Annotated in this window: 15 protein-coding genes; 7 read left to right on the top strand and 8 right to left on the bottom strand. The window is 74.2% G+C overall.

Features of this window, described 5'->3' with window-relative positions:
• Positions 1 to 41: 41 nt before the first annotated feature.
• The gene (locus AC07DW_RS06350) at positions 42 to 932 is read right to left on the bottom strand and encodes a RibD family protein (protein WP_478856460.1); all 891 of its coding nucleotides are present in this window, start codon (positions 930 to 932) and stop codon (positions 42 to 44) included.
• Positions 929 to 1,669 (bottom strand): creatininase family protein, encoded by a 741-nt coding sequence (locus AC07DW_RS06345; protein WP_478856459.1) that lies wholly within the window; start codon positions 1,667 to 1,669, stop codon positions 929 to 931. Before AC07DW_RS06345 ends, AC07DW_RS06350 begins: the two co-directional genes overlap by 4 nt.
• Positions 1,670 to 1,757: 88 nt before the next feature.
• Between AC07DW_RS06345 and ribA the strand changes: the two genes are divergently transcribed.
• From ribA to AC07DW_RS06320, 5 genes are all read left to right on the top strand, one after another.
• Positions 1,758 to 2,441 (top strand): GTP cyclohydrolase II, encoded by a 684-nt coding sequence (gene ribA, locus AC07DW_RS06340; protein WP_478856458.1) that lies wholly within the window; start codon positions 1,758 to 1,760, stop codon positions 2,439 to 2,441.
• Positions 2,442 to 2,550: 109 nt separating this feature from the next.
• A complete protein-coding gene (locus AC07DW_RS06335) occupies positions 2,551 to 3,066 on the top strand; it encodes a hypothetical protein (RefSeq protein WP_478856457.1) in 516 nt (171 codons plus the stop codon).
• A 91-nt stretch (positions 3,067 to 3,157) separates the two neighbouring features.
• Entirely contained in the window at positions 3,158 to 4,711 is a 1,554-nt protein-coding gene (locus AC07DW_RS06330; RefSeq protein WP_478856456.1) for a DUF4331 domain-containing protein, read from the top strand.
• Positions 4,712 to 4,809: 98 nt separating this feature from the next.
• Positions 4,810 to 6,183: a tetratricopeptide repeat protein gene (locus AC07DW_RS06325; protein ID WP_478856455.1), complete on the top strand. Its 1,374-nt coding sequence runs from the start codon at positions 4,810 to 4,812 to the stop codon at positions 6,181 to 6,183.
• Positions 6,180 to 7,673 carry an urease accessory protein UreH domain-containing protein gene (locus AC07DW_RS06320; protein WP_478856454.1) on the top strand — a complete coding sequence of 498 codons (1,494 nt, stop codon included), beginning with the start codon at positions 6,180 to 6,182 and terminating at the stop codon, positions 7,671 to 7,673. The genes AC07DW_RS06325 and AC07DW_RS06320 overlap by 4 nt, the downstream gene beginning before the upstream one ends.
• On the opposite strand, the gene AC07DW_RS06315 is transcribed toward AC07DW_RS06320, so the two are convergent.
• From AC07DW_RS06315 to AC07DW_RS06305, 3 genes are all read right to left on the bottom strand, one after another.
• A complete protein-coding gene (locus AC07DW_RS06315) occupies positions 7,645 to 10,116 on the bottom strand; it encodes a SpoIIE family protein phosphatase (RefSeq protein WP_478856709.1) in 2,472 nt (823 codons plus the stop codon). The two genes, AC07DW_RS06320 and AC07DW_RS06315, sit on opposite strands and share 29 nt — an antisense overlap.
• A gap of 2 nt (positions 10,117 to 10,118) precedes the next feature.
• Entirely contained in the window at positions 10,119 to 12,248 is a 2,130-nt protein-coding gene (locus tag AC07DW_RS06310) for a SpoIIE family protein phosphatase (RefSeq protein ID WP_478856453.1), read from the bottom strand.
• A 74-nt stretch (positions 12,249 to 12,322) separates the two neighbouring features.
• Positions 12,323 to 13,546 carry an MFS transporter gene (locus tag AC07DW_RS06305; RefSeq protein WP_478856452.1) on the bottom strand — a complete coding sequence of 408 codons (1,224 nt, stop codon included), beginning with the start codon at positions 13,544 to 13,546 and terminating at the stop codon, positions 12,323 to 12,325.
• 94 nt (positions 13,547 to 13,640) lie between these two features.
• Here AC07DW_RS06305 and AC07DW_RS06300 point away from each other — a divergent pair, with 94 nt between their 5' ends.
• Both AC07DW_RS06300 and AC07DW_RS06295 read left to right on the top strand, forming a co-directional pair.
• Positions 13,641 to 14,432 carry an alpha/beta fold hydrolase gene (locus tag AC07DW_RS06300; protein ID WP_478856451.1) on the top strand — a complete coding sequence of 264 codons (792 nt, stop codon included), beginning with the start codon at positions 13,641 to 13,643 and terminating at the stop codon, positions 14,430 to 14,432.
• A 152-nt stretch (positions 14,433 to 14,584) separates the two neighbouring features.
• Positions 14,585 to 14,947, top strand: a complete 363-nt coding sequence (locus AC07DW_RS06295; protein WP_478856450.1) for a transglycosylase family protein — start codon at positions 14,585 to 14,587, stop codon at positions 14,945 to 14,947.
• 120 nt (positions 14,948 to 15,067) lie between these two features.
• Here AC07DW_RS06295 and AC07DW_RS06290 read toward each other — a convergent pair whose 3' ends face one another.
• The 3 genes from AC07DW_RS06290 to AC07DW_RS06280 form a co-directional block, all read right to left on the bottom strand.
• Positions 15,068 to 15,979 (bottom strand): phosphatase domain-containing protein, encoded by a 912-nt coding sequence (locus AC07DW_RS06290; protein WP_478856449.1) that lies wholly within the window; start codon positions 15,977 to 15,979, stop codon positions 15,068 to 15,070.
• Positions 15,961 to 17,187 (bottom strand): RNA ligase, encoded by a 1,227-nt coding sequence (locus AC07DW_RS06285; protein WP_478856448.1) that lies wholly within the window; start codon positions 17,185 to 17,187, stop codon positions 15,961 to 15,963. The genes AC07DW_RS06290 and AC07DW_RS06285 overlap by 19 nt, the downstream gene beginning before the upstream one ends.
• A gap of 73 nt (positions 17,188 to 17,260) precedes the next feature.
• The gene (locus tag AC07DW_RS06280) at positions 17,261 to 18,529 is read right to left on the bottom strand and encodes a ricin-type beta-trefoil lectin domain protein (protein WP_478856447.1); all 1,269 of its coding nucleotides are present in this window, start codon (positions 18,527 to 18,529) and stop codon (positions 17,261 to 17,263) included.
• Positions 18,530 to 18,541 lie beyond the last annotated feature (12 nt).

Raw genomic sequence — 18,541 nt, 5'->3', positions numbered from 1 at the left:
TGGGGGCGGCCCAGGGTCTGACCGTGTCGGTGGTGTACGGCCTACTGAGCCTCGCCGCGAGCCTGCCCGGCGCGGGCGTGCTCGTGGCCGACCGGCTGGCCGGGGCCCGGCGCGCGCAGGTCGAGCTCGAACAGGGTGTCCTCGCCGAGGAGGACGCGCCGCGTGGGCGGCCGGAGCGCGTCGCGCATCGACGCGGGCCCGGGGAAGGCGAGTCCGGGGACGCCGTCGCCGAGCAGGACCGGTGCGACGGTCACGTACAGCCGGTGCAGCGCGCCCTCGTGGAGGAAGCGCGACACGGTGACCCCGCCGCCCTCCACGAGCAGGCGGCCCAGGCCGCGCCGGGCGAGTTCCCGCACGAGGCAGCGGGGGGCGAACGCCGAGCGGTCGGGCAGGGTCAGGACCTCGACGCCGTCCCGGTCCGCCACGGCCCGCTCGTGCTCCCCGCCCGCGCCCACGACCCACAGGGTCGGCGCCGCGCCGTCGGTGAACACCCGGTGCCCGAGTGGTACGCGGCCGCGCGGGTCGAGCACGACGCGCACCGGGTCGGTGCCGGGGCAGGCGCGTACGGTCAGCCGAGGGTCGTCCGCGACGGCGGTGCCGGCGCCCACCACCACCGCGTCGGCGAGGGCGCGCATCCGGTGCAGGTGCGCGCGGTCCTCCTCCCCGGTGACGTAGTCGGCGTCACCGGTGCGGCTGGCGATGAACCCGTCGAGGCTCTGGCCGAGTTGGGCGAAGACGAGGTGCGGGCCGGCCAGGCACAGGGGCAGGTAGCGGTCGGCCAGGTCGTCCGCCTCGGGGGTGCCCTGCCGCCACCGCGTCCGCCCGTCCGGACCGGCGACCAGACCGGCGGCCCCGGCATCGGCGGCGGACCGGATGCCCCGCAGCCGCCGCCATGCCTCGTCCGCGTCGACGACGCGGGGGGCGCCGGTCACCGTGCGCCCCGCCGGGGGCCCGGGGACAGCAGGGTGAGGTATTCCCCGAAGGATTCGGTGAGGGCGGTGAGCAATTTTCTTCCCTTCTCGGCGGACGCCTTGGAGGGGCGGCCTATGACTCCGGATTCCGTATAGGCCCGCATGCCGAGCGAGAGCAGGTGCTTGCGGTCGTCGGATATCCAGTCGGCGACCTCGTAACCGGGCCGGACCAATTCCGGATGATCGTGCAGAAGAATGGAGGTCTCGATTTCACCCGCGTGCATATCGCTGTACGAGGACGTCAGCACTCCGGCCTTTTCCCGTGCCGCGTCCCAGTCGGCCGCGCCCGGGAACAATGCCATTTTCGTGCCGCTGCCCGCGGACTCCTGGACCACATTGCGAAGTACGTAATTCCCGCCGTGTCCATTGACCAGGACGAGGTTCCCGATCCCGGAACGGCGGAGCGATCCGGCGATGTCCCGCACCAGGGCGTACAGCGTGGCGGCGGAGATGCTGACGGTTCCCGGCCAGTCCGCGTGCTCCTGCGAGCAGGAGATCGTCACTGGTGGGAGCAGGTGCACGGGGTGGGCGGCCGTGATCTCGCGCGCGATGGCGCAGGCGATGACGGTGTCGGTCATCAGAGGGAGGAACGGGCCGTGCTGCTCGAAACTCCCTATGGGAAGGACCGCCACATCGGCGCGGGACCCTTCCACGTCCCGCGTCGTCGTCTCCAGCGGCAGCATACCCAGTGCCGGCATACGTGGCTGCGGAACTCTCATTTTTCCCGCCCCTTTCCTCTCGTCAGTTTCCCGCCCACTGGCGGAGGTTACCGGATACGATCGGGCCATGATAGGTACCGATGATGTGCTCCCCGACACCACTCGCCGGACCACGGGCGTCGAGCATGTGGTGAATGTGCGGTTGTCCACCGAGTTCGGCGATTTCCTCGCCGCCGGCTATCTGGACCACGACGGGGGCGAGGAGCAAATTGCCCTCATCCACGGAGACGTAGCGGGTGAGGCCGTGCTGACCCGTCTGCATTCCGAGTGCCTGACCGGGGACGCCTTCGGGTCCAGGCACTGCGAGTGCGGGGAGCAGCTGTCCGCGGCGCTGCGCGCGGTGGCGAGCGAGGGCCGGGGCGTCGTCCTCTACCTCCGGGGGCACGAGGGTCGTGGCATCGGCCTGCTGGCCAAGCTGCGGGCGATGCGGTTGCAGGCCGAGGGCCTGGACACCGTCGAGGCGAACCTGGCACTCGGCCTCCCGGACGACGCCCGGGACTACCGGGGGGCGGCGGGGATGCTGCACGACCTCGGAGTTCGGTCGGTGCGGCTGATGTCCAACAACCCGCGCAAACGGGAGGCGCTGCAGCGGTACGGGATCCCCGTCAGCGAGCAGGTGCCGCTGCTGATCCCCCCGCGTGCGGAGAACCTCTTCTACCAGGTCACGAAGCGGGAGCGGTTCGGGCACCACCTCCCCCATCTGCCGGTGGAGGTGAACCGCACCGCCGAACCGTCCCCGACGGCGGGATGAGACAAGCTCGCTCGCGCCGCGTATTGCCTGACGACGAAGCAACACACCGCGGTCCCCGCCACCCCCGGATCGCGACGGAAGGCACGTACCCCCCGCGAGGAGCACCGCCTTGTACGTTGACGACGACGAACGCCCGCGAACTCCGGGTGGGGAGTCCGGCTCCGCCGACTCGATCATGGAGTCGTTCCAGCGGGTGCTGGACGCGCTGGACGCCGCACGCGCCGAACTCCACCACACCGGTTCCCTCGGCACTCCCGCTCCACCGCGGGTGACGGTGGAACCGCTGTGGGAGCGCGACGCGACGCACCCGGAGGGCGGCCGGCCGGCCGGGCCGCCGAAGAGACGCTGGGCCGGGGCCTGCGGGGTGGGCGCGGTGGGCGGGCTCCTGGTGGTGTCCTCGCTGCTGGTCAACGGCGCTCTGGGCACCGGTGACGCGCGGCCCGCCGGCCCGCCGGTCCGGCCGCCGCACGAGGACGTCCACGCCCCGAGCGGGGACGGGCGCGAGGCGCCGAGGCGTACGTACCGCATCCCGCGGCTCCACCCGGGCGGCTCCCGGGGGCACTACGCCGTCGAGGTCCGGGCCGTCGCCGCCCGCTTCCAAGATGCACCGACCCGGCCCCGATGAGGGCGGCACACCGAACACAACGGCCGCCGCGCACGTACTGGTCCAACGAACGAGCCGGAACGGACGCGACGACTCATGAAGGACGGACGACATGACCGCAACCTCGACCACCGGAAGCGGACGGACGCGGCGGAGCAGAGGCGTCGCACTGCTCGCCTGCGGTGCGCTGGCAGCGGGCGCCCTGGCTGCCGCCGGGGTGGGCGTGCTGCAGCCGGAGACGGCGCGCGCCTCCAGCCACCGGGAGGCCCCCCTGATATCGGGGCAACCGCAGTTCGACACCACGGACGTGTACGCGTTCGTCAGCCCCGACCATCCCGACTCGACGACGCTGGTCGCCAACTGGCTGCCGTTCCAGGAGCCGGCGGGCGGCCCGAACTTCTTCCCGTTCGCCGAGGACGCCCGCTACGACCTCCACGTCGACAGCGACGGGGACGCGCGGGACGACCTGCTGTACCGGTTCACGTTCACGGACCACCGCAAGAACGGGAACACCTTCCTGTACAACACCGGCGCGGTGGAGAGCCTGGACGATCCCGACCTCAACTTCACGCAGACGTACGACATCGAGTTGCAACGCCTGGAACACGGGAAGGTCGCCTCGCGCCACCAGTTGGCGAAGGACCTGCCGGTCGCGCCGTCGCACGTCGGCAAGGCGTCGATGCCCGACTACCAGAAGCTGCGCGACCAGGCGGTGCGGAAGGTCCCCGGCGGGCTGAAGGCGTTCGCCGGCCAGGCCGACGACCCGTTCTTCCTCGACCTGCGGGTCTTCGACCTCTTGTACGGCGGTGACCTGTCGGAGGTGGGCAACGACACCCTGAAGGGGTACAACGTCAACACCATCGCCCTCCAGGTGCCGAGCTCCTACCTCCGGGAGTCCGAGAAGCAGCCGGTGATCGGCGTCTACGCCACGACCGAGCGGAGGAACGCCGACGGGGACTGGACGCGCGTGTCCCGGCTCGGCATGCCGCTGGTGAACGAGGTGGTCAACCCGGTCAAGGACAAGGACAGGTTCAACGCCTCCGCGCCGGAGAACGACGGCGACTTCCTGAAGAACGTCACCGAACCCGAGCTGCCGAAGCTCATCGAGGGGATCTACAAGATCAAGGCCCCGGCGGAGCCGCGCAACGACCTCGTATCGGTGTTCCTGACCGGGGTCGAGGGCCTCAACCAGCCGCCGAACGGCAAGCCGTCGGAGATGCTGCGCCTCAACACCTCCATCAAGCCGGTGGCCGAGCCGAAGCGGCTCGGTGTGCTGGACGGCGACAACGCGGGCTTCCCCAACGGGCGGCGGCTGACCGACGACGTGCTGGACATCGCGTTGCAGGCCGTCGAAGGCGAACTGGTCGGCGCGAAGAACGACCTGGGTGACGCCGTCGACGCCAACGACAAGGAGTTCGGCCACCGCTTCCCGTACGTCGCGCTGCCCACCGCCGGTTCCGACGTCAAGGCGGCGGAGGCGTCGACCAAGGCGGACGCCACCGGGCTGACCGGCGGGGTCTCCTCGCTCGCCTCCGGGTGGGATGACAACACCGTGATGCTGGTGTCGGCGGCCTCGGGCGCCGTCACCGTCCTGCTCGCCGGCTTCGGCCGGGCGGTGTGGACGCGGTCCCGCCGCCGCCCCGAACACCGGTCCTGGCTCGGCTGACCCCCAAGCCACAACCCCTTGACCGCCCGGCAGCGCTCCTTCCCCCCACGGCGCTGCCGGGCCTCCCGTCCGGTGACCCACCCAGGAAGGCACAACCGATGCTCGTACGAAAGCCGCAACCCGCCCGCCCGGGCGGGCGGCCGGAGCGGTGGCGGATCGCGGCGGTCCTGGCGGTAACCCTCGGGCTCACCGCCGGCTCGGTGGCGTCCGGCGCCGACGTCGACGCCGCCCGGCAGCGGACGGCGCCGGCCCTCGCCGCGGTCGTACCGGTGGAGCGGCTGGCGGCCGGGGACCTGGCGCGGGGCGTCGCCGGTCTCCAGCGGCACCTCACCGACCAGCCCCGGGACGCCGGCGGGTGGGCGACGCTGGGCGCGGCATACGTCGAGCAGGCGCGCACGAGCGGCGATCCCACCCGGTACCCGCAGGCGGAGAAGGCGTTCGGACGTTCGCTCGCGCTGCGCCCCGCCGCCCGCAACGACGCGGCCCTCGCCGGCCGGGCGGCACTGGCGGCCGCGCGGCACGACTTCCGCGCGGCGCTGGACCTGGCGGACCGGGCGCTGCGGGTGAACCCGTACGGCGAGCGGGCCCTGTCCACCCGGATCGACGCCCTCGTCGAACTCGGCCGCTACGACGCGGCGCTGGACGCGGCGCGGCTCGCGGACCGGCGGCGCCCCGGCATCCCGGTGTTCACCCGGTACGCCTACGTCCTCGAACTGCGCGGCGACCCCGAAGGGGCGCGCCGGGTACTGCTGCGGGCGCTGGACTCGGCGTACACCCCGGCAGACGTGGCGTACGTCGCCACCGCGCTGGGCCAACTGGCCTGGAGCCGGGGCGGGTTCAAGGAGTCGGCGGGCTACTTCGCGACCGCGTTGCGCGCCGATCCGGGGCACGTACCGGCGCGGGAGGGGCGGGGACGCGCGTACGCCGCGCTGGGGGACACCGAACGCGCGGTGAGCGATCTCGAGGACGTGGTGCGGCGAAGCCCGCTGCCGGGACGGCTCGCCGCACTCGGCGAGCTGTACGAGGCGCTCGGCCGGCGCGACCGTGCCGAGGAGCAGTACGCCCTCATCGGGACCTGGACGCGCCTGGCCCGGGCGAACGGAGTCGCCACCGATCTGGAGTCCGCCCTCGTCGAGGCGGACCACGGCGACGCCGGCGAGGCGCTGAAGGCGGCGCGGGCCGAGTGGTCGCGCCGCCAGACCGTCCACACGGCCGACGCGCTGGCCTGGGCGCTGCACCGCGCGGGCGAGCACACCGAGGCACTGACGTACGCGAAGCGGGCGGCCGCCCTCTCCCCCGGTTACCGCGACGCCTCGTTCCTCCACCACCGGGGCATGATCGAGCGCGCTCTCGGCGACGACGCGGCGGCGCGCCGCGACCTGCGGGCCGCGCTCGCGCTGAACCCTGCCTTCTCGGCGACCGGTGCCCGCGACGCGAAGGCCGCCCTGTCCGCACTCCAGGGGGAGTCATGACCCGCCGTACGGCCGCCCGCGCCCTCGTCACCCTGCTGACCGGCGCGGGACTGGCCCTGCTGTCCGGCCAGGCCGCGCAGGCCCACCCCCTGGGCAACTTCACCGTGAGCCAGTACGACGGGCTCCTCGTCGCCCCGGGGAGACTGACCGTGGACCATGTGGAGGACCTGGCCGAGATCCCGGCCTCGCAGGCACGCGAGGAGGTCGACGCCGACGGGGACGACCGGCTCGCTCCCGCCGAGCTCGCGGCATGGGCCCGGGCCCGCTGCGACACGGCGGCGAAGGACGCGCGGCTCGTCGTCGGCGGCGGGACCGCCGGCCCGCTGACGGCCGGCCGCGCGAGGGCCGAAGAGCGGCCGGGCCAGGCCGGGTTGGCGACGCTGCGTGTGACGTGCGCGCTGACGGCGCCGCTGCCGCGCGGGGACGGCACGCGTCTCGGCTACGCGCCGGCCGCCGTGGCGGCCGGCCCCGGCTGGCGCGAGATCACCGCGCGGGGCGACCGGTTGACCCTGACCGGGTCGGACGTGCCCGGCGACTCGGTGTCCCGGCGGCTCACCGCCTACCCGGACGACGCGCTGTCCTCGCCGCCCGACTCCCGGTCGGTCGCCTTCACCGTGCGTTCCGGCGGGGCCGCGGCGGCCGGGCCGGACCAGGCGGCGGGTCCCCCGGCGTCGGGCGTCCTCCCGAGGGGCGCGGACCGCTGGGCGCGGGCGCTCACCGGGCTGGTGGCCCGGCACGAACTGACCGCCGGCTTCGCGCTCCTGGCGCTGGGCGCGTCGGTGCTGCTGGGCGCCATGCACGCGCTGGCGCCGGGGCACGGCAAGACCATGATGGCGGCGGCGGCCGCGGCGGGGGGCCGTCGTTCCGCACGTGACATGCTGGCGCTCGGCGCGTCGGTGACCGTCACCCACACCCTGGGCGTCTTCGCGCTCGGGGGGCTGATCACCGCCGGTTCGGCGGCGGCGCCCACGGTGGTGTCCTGGCTGGGCATCGCGAGCGGCGCCCTGGTCGCGGTGGCGGGCGGGTTGCTGCTGCGGCGGGCCTGGCGCCGGCGGCATCACGCACACGGGCACGCACACGGGCACGGGCATGAGCACGCCCCGCACCCGCACCGGCACCCGCACGGACACCATCACCACCACGCCCCGCCCGCTCCGGGCCTGCGCGGTGTGATCCTCATGGGGCTGGCCGGTGGGCTGGTCCCCAGTCCGTCCGCGGTCGTCGTGCTGCTCGGGGCGGCCGCCCTCGGCCAGGCCTGGTTCGGCCTCCTGCTGGTGCTGGCGTACGGCGCCGGGGTCGCGCTCACCCTGGCCGGGGCCGGGTTCGCCGCGGTGCGGCTGCGGGACACCGCCGAACGGCGGCTGGCGCGCCGGCCGCGGGGCCGGATCGTGGCGCTGGCGAACCGTCTCGCGCCGCTCGGCACGGCCACCGTGGTCCTGGCGCTCGGGTGCGGACTGGTGCTCAGAGGCGCGGCGACCGCTCTGGCCTGACGGCCGGCAGCGCCTGCTCGGTCCAGATGGTCTTGCCCTCGCGCGTGTACCGGGTCCCCCACCGCTCGGTGAGCTGCGCCACCAGGAACAGCCCCCGGCCGCCCTCGTCGGTGCTGCGGGCGCGGCGCAGGTGGGGCGAGGTGCTGCTGGTGTCGGACACCTCGCAGATGAGGCGGCGGTCCCTGATGAGCCGCAGGGTGATGGGGCCGCCGCCGTACCGGAAGGCGTTGGTGACCAGCTCGCTGACGATCAGTTCGGTGGTGAAGTGCAGTTCCTCCAGCCCCCACTCGGTGAGCCGGGACGCCGTCAGCGTACGGGCGCGGGCGGCGGCGGTCACCTCCGCGGGCAGTTCCCAGGTGGCCACCTTCTCCTCGGCCAGGACCCGGGTACGGGCCACGAGCAGCGCGACGTCGTCGGTGGGGTGGTCGTACAGCAGTGCCTCGCGGACCGCCCCGCAGGTCTCCTCCAGCGCGCGGGCCGGTCCCGCCGCGGTGAGGGCGGCGCACAGATCGGCCACGCGCTCGTCGACGTCCCGCTCGTCGGTGCCCCGGTCGCCGGCCTGGACGAGGCCGTCGGTGTAGAGGGCGAGGACGCTGCCCTCGGCGAGGTCCAGTTCGGCGGACTCGTACGGCAGGCCGCCCAGGCCCAGCGGCGGGCCGGCCGGCAGGTCGAGGAGGTGGGCCCGCCCGTCCGGGGTGACGAGCGCGGGCGGCGGGTGGCCGGCGCGGGCGAGGGCGCAGGTCCGGGAGACCGGGTCGTACACGGCGTACAGGCAGGTGGCGCCGACGACCTGGCGGGAGAGGTCGTCGGTGGGCTCCTGCTCGGCGGCCAGCCGGTCCACCAGGTCGTCGAGGTGGGAGAGCACCTCGTCGGGGGTGAGGTCGAGATTGGCCAGGGTGTGGACGGCGGCCCGCAGCCGGCCCATGGTGGCCGCGGCGTGGATACCGTGGCCGACCACGTCACCGACGACGAGGGCGACGCGGAGCCCGGAGAGCGGGATGACGTCGAACCAGTCGCCGCCGACGCCGGCCGCGGCGTCGGCCGGCAGGTACAGGTGGGCGACGTCGACCGCCGGGTGCCGGGGCACCGTGCGCGGGAGGAGGCTGTGCTGGAGGGTGAGCGCCGCCTGGTGCTGCTGGGTGTAGCGGCGGGCGTTGTCGATGCAGACGGCGGCGCGGGAGGCGAACTCCTCGGCGAGCGTGACGTCGTCCTCCTCGAACGGTTCGAGCCGCCGGGACCGCCAGAGGCTGAGCAGGCCGAGCACGAGACCCCGGGCGATCAGCGGTACGACCAGCAGGGAGTGGGTGCCCGGACCGAGGAGGGGCCCGGTGCCCTCCGGTTCCATGGACAGGGACGCGGCCGGGCCGCCGGGGCCGGCGTCCAGGACCGGGTTCCGCTCGGCGAGGCACCGGGCCTGGACGGTCCCGGGCGGCACGTCCATCGTGTGGCCCACCGGGTGCATCAGGTCCGCCGCGTCGGGCGGTACGGTGCGGACGGCCGCGCGGCGCAGTGGTCCGACCATGTCCTGGAGGGGTTCTTCGCCCCGGGCGACGGGCTCCAGCAGGTCGACGGAGACCCGGTCGGCGAGGTCCGGGACGGCCACGTGGGCCAGTTCCCGCGCCGTCTCCGTGACGTCGAGGGTGGTCCCGATGCGGGCGCTGGCCTCGTTGAGCAGGGCGAGCCGGCGGCGGGCGCGGTGCCGGTCGGTCACGTCCTCGACCGTCTGGGTCACGCCGAGGACTCTCCCGGCGGGGTCGTGCAGCCGGAAGGCCGACACCGAGACGACCAGCTCACGGCCGGGGTCCCGGCGCAGGACGCAGGGCTGCTCGGCGAACACGGAGGACCGGCCGGTGTCGAGGACCTCCCGCAGCTGGCCCTCGACCGTGTCGGTGTCGCGCTCGATCAGGAAGTCGCTGGTGCGCAGTCCCCGGTGCTGGTCGACCGGCAGCCCGCTGAATTTCGCGATCGCGCGGTTCACCCGGAGGATCGTCAGGTCCGCAGCGTGGACCGACAGGCCGATGGGCGAGCGGCCGAAGAGGCCGTCGAGGACCGACCGGTCCGTCTCCCACTGGACCACCTCGTCCGCGGGGGCGCCGACGAGGAACCACTCGCGGTGGCCGCCGCCCCGGCCGACGGCGCGGACCCGGCACCCCACCTCGACCCGGCGGCCGTCGCGGTGCCGGACGGGTACCACGCCGAACCAGCCCTCGCCGCGTACGCAGGTGGCCACGGCGTCCATGACGACGCGCCGGTCGCGCGGGTCGATCAGGAACGCGGCGGCCGGCCGTCCCAGCGCCTCCCCGGCGGGGTACCCGAGCAGGGCCTCGGCCCGTTCGCTCCAGCCGACGACGGCGCCGCGGTCGTCCAGTACCGCCGAGGCGGAGCGCCGGACGGCGAACGGGTCCTCGGGCCCTTCGCTGAACGTCGTCACCGGTGTGTCCATCGTCACCACTCTTGCACCTTATGTGCTTGTTCGTAGGGGTGGTAGCGGTCGGCACGGCCCGCCGGCGGATCAAGGGCGGTGTCCCGGGCCCTGGCCAGGAGCACGGCCACGTCGTCCTGCGCGGCGGAGGGCAGGAGCCGGCCGAGGACGCGGTCGCAGATCTCGTCCAGCGGGTGGTCGAGGTGGCGCAGCGACCGGGCGAGCTGCTCCATGCCCTGGTCGAGGTCCCGGTCGCGGGACTCGATGAGGCCGTCGGTGTAGAGCACCAGCAGGCTGCCGGGGTCCAGCGGTACGTGTTCGGTCCGGAAGTCGCGGACCCCGGTCCCCAGGGGGGTGCCGGGCGGGCCGTCGAGGAAGGCGATGGTGCCCCGCTCGTCGGCCACGGCGGGCGGCGGGTGGCCCGCCCGGGCGATCAGGCACGTGCCGGCGGCCGGGTCGTGGATGGCGTAGACGCAGGTGGCCATCTCGTTCTCGCCGAGGTCGGCCACCGCGGCGTCCAGACAGACCAGCATGCGGTCCGGGGGGACGTCGAGGCGCGCGAGGGTGCGCACCGCCGTACGGAGTTGGCCCATGACGGCCGCCGCGTGGACGCCGTGCCCCATGACGTCCCCGATGACGAGTCCGGTCCTGCCGCCGGGCAGGGCGAAGGCGTCGAACCAGTCACCGCCGACCTGGTGGTCGCTGGTGGGCAGGTAGCGTCCGGCGAGATCCAGGCCGGCCACCTTCGGCAGGGCGTTGTCGGCGAGGCTGCGCCGGAGGGTGAGGGCGGCCTCCCGCTGGCGGGTGTACATCAGGGCGTTGTCGATGTTGAGCGCGGCCCTGGCGACCAGGTCGTCGATGAGGACGCGGTCCTGCTGGTCGAACGGCTCCCGGCCGCGGGTGCGGGTGACCACCACGGCGCCGAGCACCTTGCCGCGGGCGACCAGCGGGACCAGCCGCGCGGAGCCGAGGCGGGCGAGGTAGCCGCGCAGCCGGCCGGCGTGCGGGTCGCGGACCAGGGCCGGGACGTCGGCCTGGTGGAGGTCCATCGGGAGGCCGTCGGCGATGACCCGCTCGTACACCGATCCGGGCGGCACCTGGTAGGTCAGGCCCACCGCCAGTGCCTCGGCCGGGGCGGTGGGGTCCTCGAAGGACATCGCGATCCGGCGCAGCACCCCGCGGGTGGAGGCGGCGGCCTCCTCGGGGTCCAGCACCTCCTGGCGCAGGTGGACGTCGGCGGAGTCGGCCAGCCGGGGGACGAGCAGGTCCACCACCTCTTCCGCGGTCCGCCGCAGGTCCAGGGTGGTCCCGATGCGGGTGCCGGCCTCCGCCAGCAGGGCGAAGCGGCGGCGGGCCCGTTCGGCCTCGACGTGGGCGCGCTGGGCGTCGGTGATGTCGATGAGCGACGCGACCACGCCGAGCCGGTGGCCGGCGCCGTCGAGCAGGGGCGCGTAGGAGCAGGACCAGGTCCGTTCGCGTCCGGGGTCGGCGGGGGTGTGGCCGGTGCGGCGGACGTCGACCACCGCCTCGCCGCGTTCCAGGACCTGGCGCATCACCGTCTCCAGTGCGGCGGCGTTGATCCCGGGGGCGACCTCGGTGAGGCGTCTGCCGAGGTGTTCGCGGGCCGGTACGCCGTTCATCCGGGCGAGTGCCTCGTTGACCCGCAGGAACCGCAGGTCGGGGCCGAGCAGCGCGAGGCCGATGGGTGACTGGCTGAACAGCCCCTGGAGGGCGGCGAGCGAGTCGCGCATGTGCAGGACCGCGGTGGTCTCGACGGCGATGGCCAGGATGCCCGTCCCGCCCTGCTGGTCGGCGGCCGGGCAGATCCACATCTCCATCGGCACGAGGTGCCCGTCGCGGTGCCGTACCGGGAGGGCGGCGGCCACGGCGTCGCCCCTCCGCACCCTCCTGGCCAGCCGCTCGGCCAGCTCCCAGTCGGCCTCCGGGACCAGCACCGGCTTGGCGTGCCGGCCGATGATGTCCGCCGGCAGGTGGCCCAGGACGTCCTGGGCGGCGAGGGACCACTCGACCACGTGGCCGTCGGCGTCGGTCCGCCACAGGGCGATCGGCAGCAGGTCACGGAGCACTCCCGCGTACCCCGCCGCCGTCAGGGGCCGCTCAGGTGAGTCGCTGGTCGACTCGTGCGTGTCCAACGTGATGACCTCACCACCGGGGCGTGACAGCGACCCATCGGCTCGGATACTGAAAAATCATCCTATCCGAGGCGTCAGTGACCGCGAGTCGCCACCGGGCGCCGGACGAGGTGGACCGCGGTGGCCGCGACGAGGACGGTCACACAGGCCGTGAACGTCAGTCCGGCGCGTTCCAGGCCCAGCCACATCGTCAGCGCGCCGACGCCGACGACCGGCAGCGAGATGCCCGTGTAGGCGACGACGAAGAACGAGGAGATGGTGGCCGCCCGGTGCGCGGGAGGCGCCGCGTCCCCGACGGCGGTCAGCGCGGCGCGGAAGGCGAGGCCCTGGCCGAGCCCGCCGCAGACGGCACCGGCCACCATCAGCGCCAGGGACTCGGCCCACAGCGACGCCCCCACGAGGAGGAGCCCGCCGACCAGCACCAGGCAGCCCAGGGGCAGGGCGGAACGCACCGGCACCCGGCCGGTCAGCGCCTGGCCCACGGTGGAGGAGAGGAACACCGAGAAGACCACGAGCCCGGAGACGGCCAGGTCGCCGATGCCGAGTGCGTGGGAGACGAAACTCGGCGCCACGGCGGTGAACAGGCCGAGGAGCGAGAACCCGGCGAAGGCGGCGAGGGACGAGGGCGTGAAGACGCCGCGGACCTCCGCGGGCACGTACAGCCCCTGCGGTCCCGGCCGGGCACCGAGCCGCGCTCCGGGGACGGTCTCGGGCAGCAGCAGGACGATCGCGCAGGCCACGGCCAGGAGCCCGAGGTGGGCCAGGAACGGCAGGGACAGTGGCATCGGGGCGTACTCGGCGAGCAACCCCGACAGCAGGGGGCCGCAGCCCAGGCCGCCCATGTTCGCGGCGGTGGCGGCGAGGCCCGCGCGGGACCTGCGCTCCGGTGGCGCCAGCTCCAGCACGGTGACCGTGCCGGCCCCGCTCAGCAGCCCGGCGGAGAAGCCCGAGAGGACCCGGCCGGCGAAGAGGGCGGGCAGGCCGCCTTCGAGCAGGAAGCACACCGCGCTGGCCGCGGCGAACCCCAGCGCGCACAGCAGGACCGGGCGCCGGCCCGCCACGTCGGAGTGGTTGCCCGCCAGCAGCAGGGTGAGGATCACCCCCACGGCGTAGGAGGCGAACACGACCGTCACCATCAGCTCGGAGAAGCCCAGCTCCTGGCGGTACAGGCCGTACAGCGGGGTGGGGAGCGTGGTGCCGGCCATTCCGATGGCGAAGACCGCGGCCGCCGCCAGGTAGCCCGGGCGCCTCGCGCGGCGAGGGGGGCCGCTCGGGGGCCGGGGGGATGTGCGCGTCATGACGATCACACTAGGGAGGAAAAGCGATCATCTTCGCAAAGCCGCACACGTGAATCGCCGCACCGGACCCGGAGGGCGGGCAGTGGGAGAGCACATGGCCGGGGAGCGCGTCTTCCGGCACCGGGGGGCCGAGCTGCGCTACGAGGACACCGGCCGGGGTCCCCTCGCGGTGTACGCGCACGGGGGCTTCGCGGGCCGGGCCGCCGAGGACCGGATGGGGCTGTTCGACTGGGCGCCGGTGGTGCGCGCGGGCCGGCGCCTGGTCCGTTACGACGCCCGCGCCCACGGCCGGTCCACGGGCGGGCCGGTGGAGAGCGACTACACGTACGCCTCGCTCGCGGACGACCTGCTGGCCCTGCTCGACCACCTGGGCGCGGACGGGCCGGTCGACGCGATGGGCGCGTCCATGGGGTGCGGGACGGTGCTGCACGCCGCTGTCCGGGCGCCGGAGCGGTTCTCCCGGCTGGTGCTGCTGATCCCGCCGACCGCCTGGACGACACGGGAGGCGTACGCGGGCGGCAACCGCCGGGCGGCGGAGACGGTCGAGCGCGAGGGGGCCGCCGCGTGGCTCGCCGACCGGGCGCGGGGCCCGCGCCCGCCGGTGGCGGCCGGCGTCCCCGACGTCCCGCCGACGCCGGAGGAGCGGGTGCTGCCGTCCGTCCTGCGGGGCCTGGCGCGGTCGGACCTGCCGCCTCCGGAGGCACTCGCCCGGCTGGGACTGCCGTGTCTGGTCCTGGCGTGGGCGGACGACCCCGGCCACCCGCTGTCGACCGCGGAGACGGCGGCCCGGCTGCTGCGCGCGGACCTCCGGGTGGCCCGGACCCGCGCCGACGTCCGTGGCTGGGGCGGGCGCATCGCGGACTTCCTGACCCGCCCGGGCCGGTGACCGGCCGTCAGTGCGGTCTCCCCCCAGCGTTCCGGGCGCGCTGACCCGATGGGCGCAACACCGCGTGCCGCGTGCGGCGCCCGACCCTACGGTCGTAGGCATCCGGCCGGCCCCTTGCCAGGGGCGGGTTCGACCGACCCAAGAGGGACCTGATGCATCGTCATACCAGCAGGACAGGCAGCATGGGCGTCCTCGGCGGGCTCACCGCGGCCGCGCTGTGCGCGTCGGTCGCCCTGACGCTCGTCGCCCCCGCCGCGCAGGCCGCCGGGCAGCGCCCGGGCGGACGCGCGAACTGGGACGCCATCGCGAAGTGCGAGTCCAACGGCGACTGGAACGCCAACACCGGCAACGGCCATTACGGCGGCCTCCAGTTCAAGCAGTCCAGCTGGGTCGCCGCCGGCGGCCTGCGGTACGCGCCCCGGGCGGATCTGGCCACCAAGGCCCAGCAGATCGCCACGGCCCGCAGACTCGCGGCGATGCAGGGCATGGGCGCCTGGGCGTGCGCCCGGCGCTGAGCACGCCTCGGCGCGGGCCCACAGCGCACACCACCGGCGCACCGGCCCCGTGGGCACCACGTGGCCGGCGCACCGCCCCCGTGGGCACCCGCCCCGCGCCTCCCGCCCCGTCCGCCCCGCTCAGAAGTCGCCGTAGTCGACCTGCCACGTGGGCAGGCCCATCCGGCGCCAGACGGCGACGACGCGGTCGCGGTCGTCGAGGGAGACCCGTACCGCGAAGCGGTGACGGACGTGCCGGTCGAACAGCTCGGCCTTCACGACGTCGTCGCGCCGGTGGTCGCCCGCGGCCCGCATCCACAGTTCGTCGTACGGCACGTCGTGCCGCCGGAGCCACTCCTCCGTCTTCTCCCGGTGCTCCTCGCCCCGCCCGGAGAGCAGCACGACCGCGTCGTCGCCGACGCGCCGGAAGGCCCCCAGAGCGTGCCGCACCGGGACGTTGAGCAGGTCCTCGCCGCAGCGGGTGAAGTCGTACGGGCCCCGGTCCCCACGCAGGGCGAGGGTGCCGTCGATGTCGCACAGGACCGCCGACGGCAGCGACGGGTCGGCGACGTACGGCTCCACGGGAGCCTGGTCGTTGAACCAGTCCGCGGTGAGCTGCCAACCGCCCCTCCTGGCCTTGGCGTGCTTGTCGGCGAGCAGCCGGATGATCTCCTCCCCCACGGGGCGCTCGCGTGCCCCGTCGCGCCGTACGCACTCCTCCACCGGTACGCCGGTGAAGTCGTGCACGGTGAACGTGGCCCGCCCGCCGACGGCGGCCTTCAGCCGCTTGGGTATGTGGGGGGTCAGGTGGGTGTTGTCGACCACCACGTCGAACCCGCCGTCGACGGCCGCGCGGACCGCCGCGTCCTGGACGGCGAGCACGGTCTGCTCGTGGGCGTGGGAGTTCCGCTCCCCCGTGGGGACGTCCATCATGGTGCGGAGGTCGTCGAGGTTGACCCGGCGCATCCGGCCCCCGGACGCCGCCTGGAGGCGGCGGGCCTCGGTCGTCTTCCCCGAGGCGGGCAGGCCCGTCATCACGTGTACTTCGGGCACCGGTCAGTTCTCCTCGTCGTGCTTGAAGGGGTCGGACGCCCGCGGGCGCACCGAACGGTAGGTCGCGAGTTCCGTCGGGCGCCCGTCCAGGCGCAGGAACATGGCCGGACGGCCGGGTCGGGCAGCGCCCGCACGGCGCGCGCGAAGGCGGCACGGTCGCCGGCGAGCGGAGCGAGCGCCCGGTACGCGTCCTCGATGGCGCGCTCCCGGTCCGCCACGTCCTTCTCGATCCGCGCGATCACCTCGCGCACCCAGGCGTCGAACTCGTCCGGCACCTGCTCCAGCAGGGCGTCCAGCGGACGGCCGCCCGTCGCGTCGACGTCCGCCGGCGAGCAGCCCAGGGCCTGGACCAGCTGCTTGGCGGGCAGGTGCGCGAAGCGCTGGACGCCGTGGCCGCGCCAGACGTCCCGCTCGGTGACGCCCGTCAGCACCTTGTGGAGGCGTACGTACTCCGACAGCTTGACCTTCACCCGTACCCCGGACGCGAAGCGCAGGACGAAGCCTTCCGCGTCCGTCCCGGTGGCCGTCCTCCCGCCGGGGAGGGTGCCGGCCTCGGTGAGGGCCAGCAGCTCGGCGAGCGGCACGGGCGGGCGGACCGTGACCACGGACCCGATCGGCCGCCACGCGGGCGCGGCGTCGGCCAGGGGTGTCTCCGTGCCGTCCTTCGCGAACGCGGCGAGCAGCACCAGGTCCCGGCGGTCGCCGTAGTCGACGACGATGCGGTTCTCGGGGTAGAGGATCTCGGCGAGGTACGTCACGCCCGGGGTGAGGGACGAGGTGTCCGTGCCGTCGAGCCGGCGCTGCGCCCAGGTGGCCTGCGTGCTGACGAACGACCCCTTGGACGCGACGTGCCACCGGCCCGCGTAGTGGAAGACCACGGCGAGGCTGCCGTCGACCTTGTCGTACACCTCGAACGGTTCGTCCGGCAGCGCGGGCGCGTACGGCTGACCGGCCTCGTGCTCCCCGATGTTGAAGAACTTCGGCAGGGGCAGCGCGACGACCTCACCGGTGCCGTCGTCGGCGACCAGACCTCGGCACCGCATGGTGACGCGGTTCCAGATCCTCTCGTACTGGCACGCCCGGGTGTACGTGTAGAGGGACAGCGGCAGTTCCGGATGTGTTTTGCGGGTGACGTGCCCCGCGTCGAGCGCTGCCGCCAGTTCGCGCGGCGGCAGCAGCTCGTGCAGAGTCAGGTGTGCCCTGCTCATGGTTTCCTCCCGTTCGAGATGCCGCATTCTCGCTGGCGGGAGGGCGGGAGGGACAGTCGGTTTCCCTTTCCGGTCAGCGGGTGACGGTCCACTTCTGGGCGGCGGCTCCGGTGCAGGTCCAGATCTGCAGCCGGGTGCCGTTGGCTGAGCTGCCGCCGGTGGCGTCGAGGCACTTGTTCGCCTGCGGGTTGACGATGTCGCGGGCGGCGGGGAGGGCCCACACCTGTGCGGCCGTGCCGTTGCAGTCCCACAGCTGGACACGGGTGCCGTCGGCCGTACCGCCCGATGCCACGTCCAGGCACTTGCCGAGCGCGCGGATGGTGCCGTCGGAGCCCACGGTCCAGTTCTGCGCGGCGGTGCCGTTGCAGTCGTAGAGCTGTACGGGCGTGCCGTTGGCGCTGTTGGCGCCGGCCACGTCCACGCACTTGCCGCCGATGCCGGTGATGGGGCCGGAGCCGGTCTGGCCGCCGCCGGTGCTCACCCGTACGTAGTCGACCAGGAGTTGCTGGGGGAAGGCGGTGCTGCCGTCGGGGTCGCCGGGCCAGTAGCCGCCGACCGCGAGGTTGAGGATGAGGAAGAACGGCTTGTCGAAGACCCACTGGCGGCCGCCCAGGTCGGCGGGCGTGCGCCGCTGGTAGACGGTGCCGTCGACGGACCAGGTGATGAGGTTGGGACTCCAGTCGACGGCGAAGGTGTGGTACGCGTCGGCGAACGCCTGGCCTCCGGGGAGGGTGTACCCGGCGCCGATGCCGCCGGAGCCGGAGTAGCCGGGTCCGTGGAGGGTGCCGTGGACGGTGGACGGTTCGAACCCGACGTTCTCCATGATGTCGATCTCGCCCGAGGCGGGCCAGCCGACCTGCCCGATGTCGTCGCCCAGCATCCAGAACGCGGGCCACATGCCCTGCCCGCGCGGGATCTTCATCCGGGCCTCGACCCGGCCGTAGGTGGTGGTGAACCTGCCGGCCGTGTTGAGCCGGGCGGAGGTGTACTCACAACGCCCGTACCAGCACTGGTAGTTGGCCGGGTTCTCCCGGCGGGCGGTGATGACCAGGTGTCCCTGGCCGTCGAGCGCGGCGTTGCGGTTGCCGGCCGTGTAGTACTGGCGCTCGTGGTTGTTGACGTTGTCACCGGTCTCGATCTGCCACTTCGTGCCGTCGACGGCGGAGCCGGCGGGCCCGTCGAAGTCGTCGGAGAACGTCACGGCGGCGGGCGCGGGAGCGGCCACTGCGGCTGGGGCGGGCACCGGGGCCGGCGCGGGGGCCAGTCCGGTGGAGAGTGCCGCGAGGGTGAGGAGGGGGGCGAGGGGCAGCAGCAGGCGCCGGAGGAGACGTGGGGAGTCCATGACTCTCCCTTC

The sequence above is a fragment of the Streptomyces sp. NPDC045701 genome (assembly GCF_056432045.1).
This window is presented reverse-complemented; position numbering and strand designations above follow the sequence as displayed.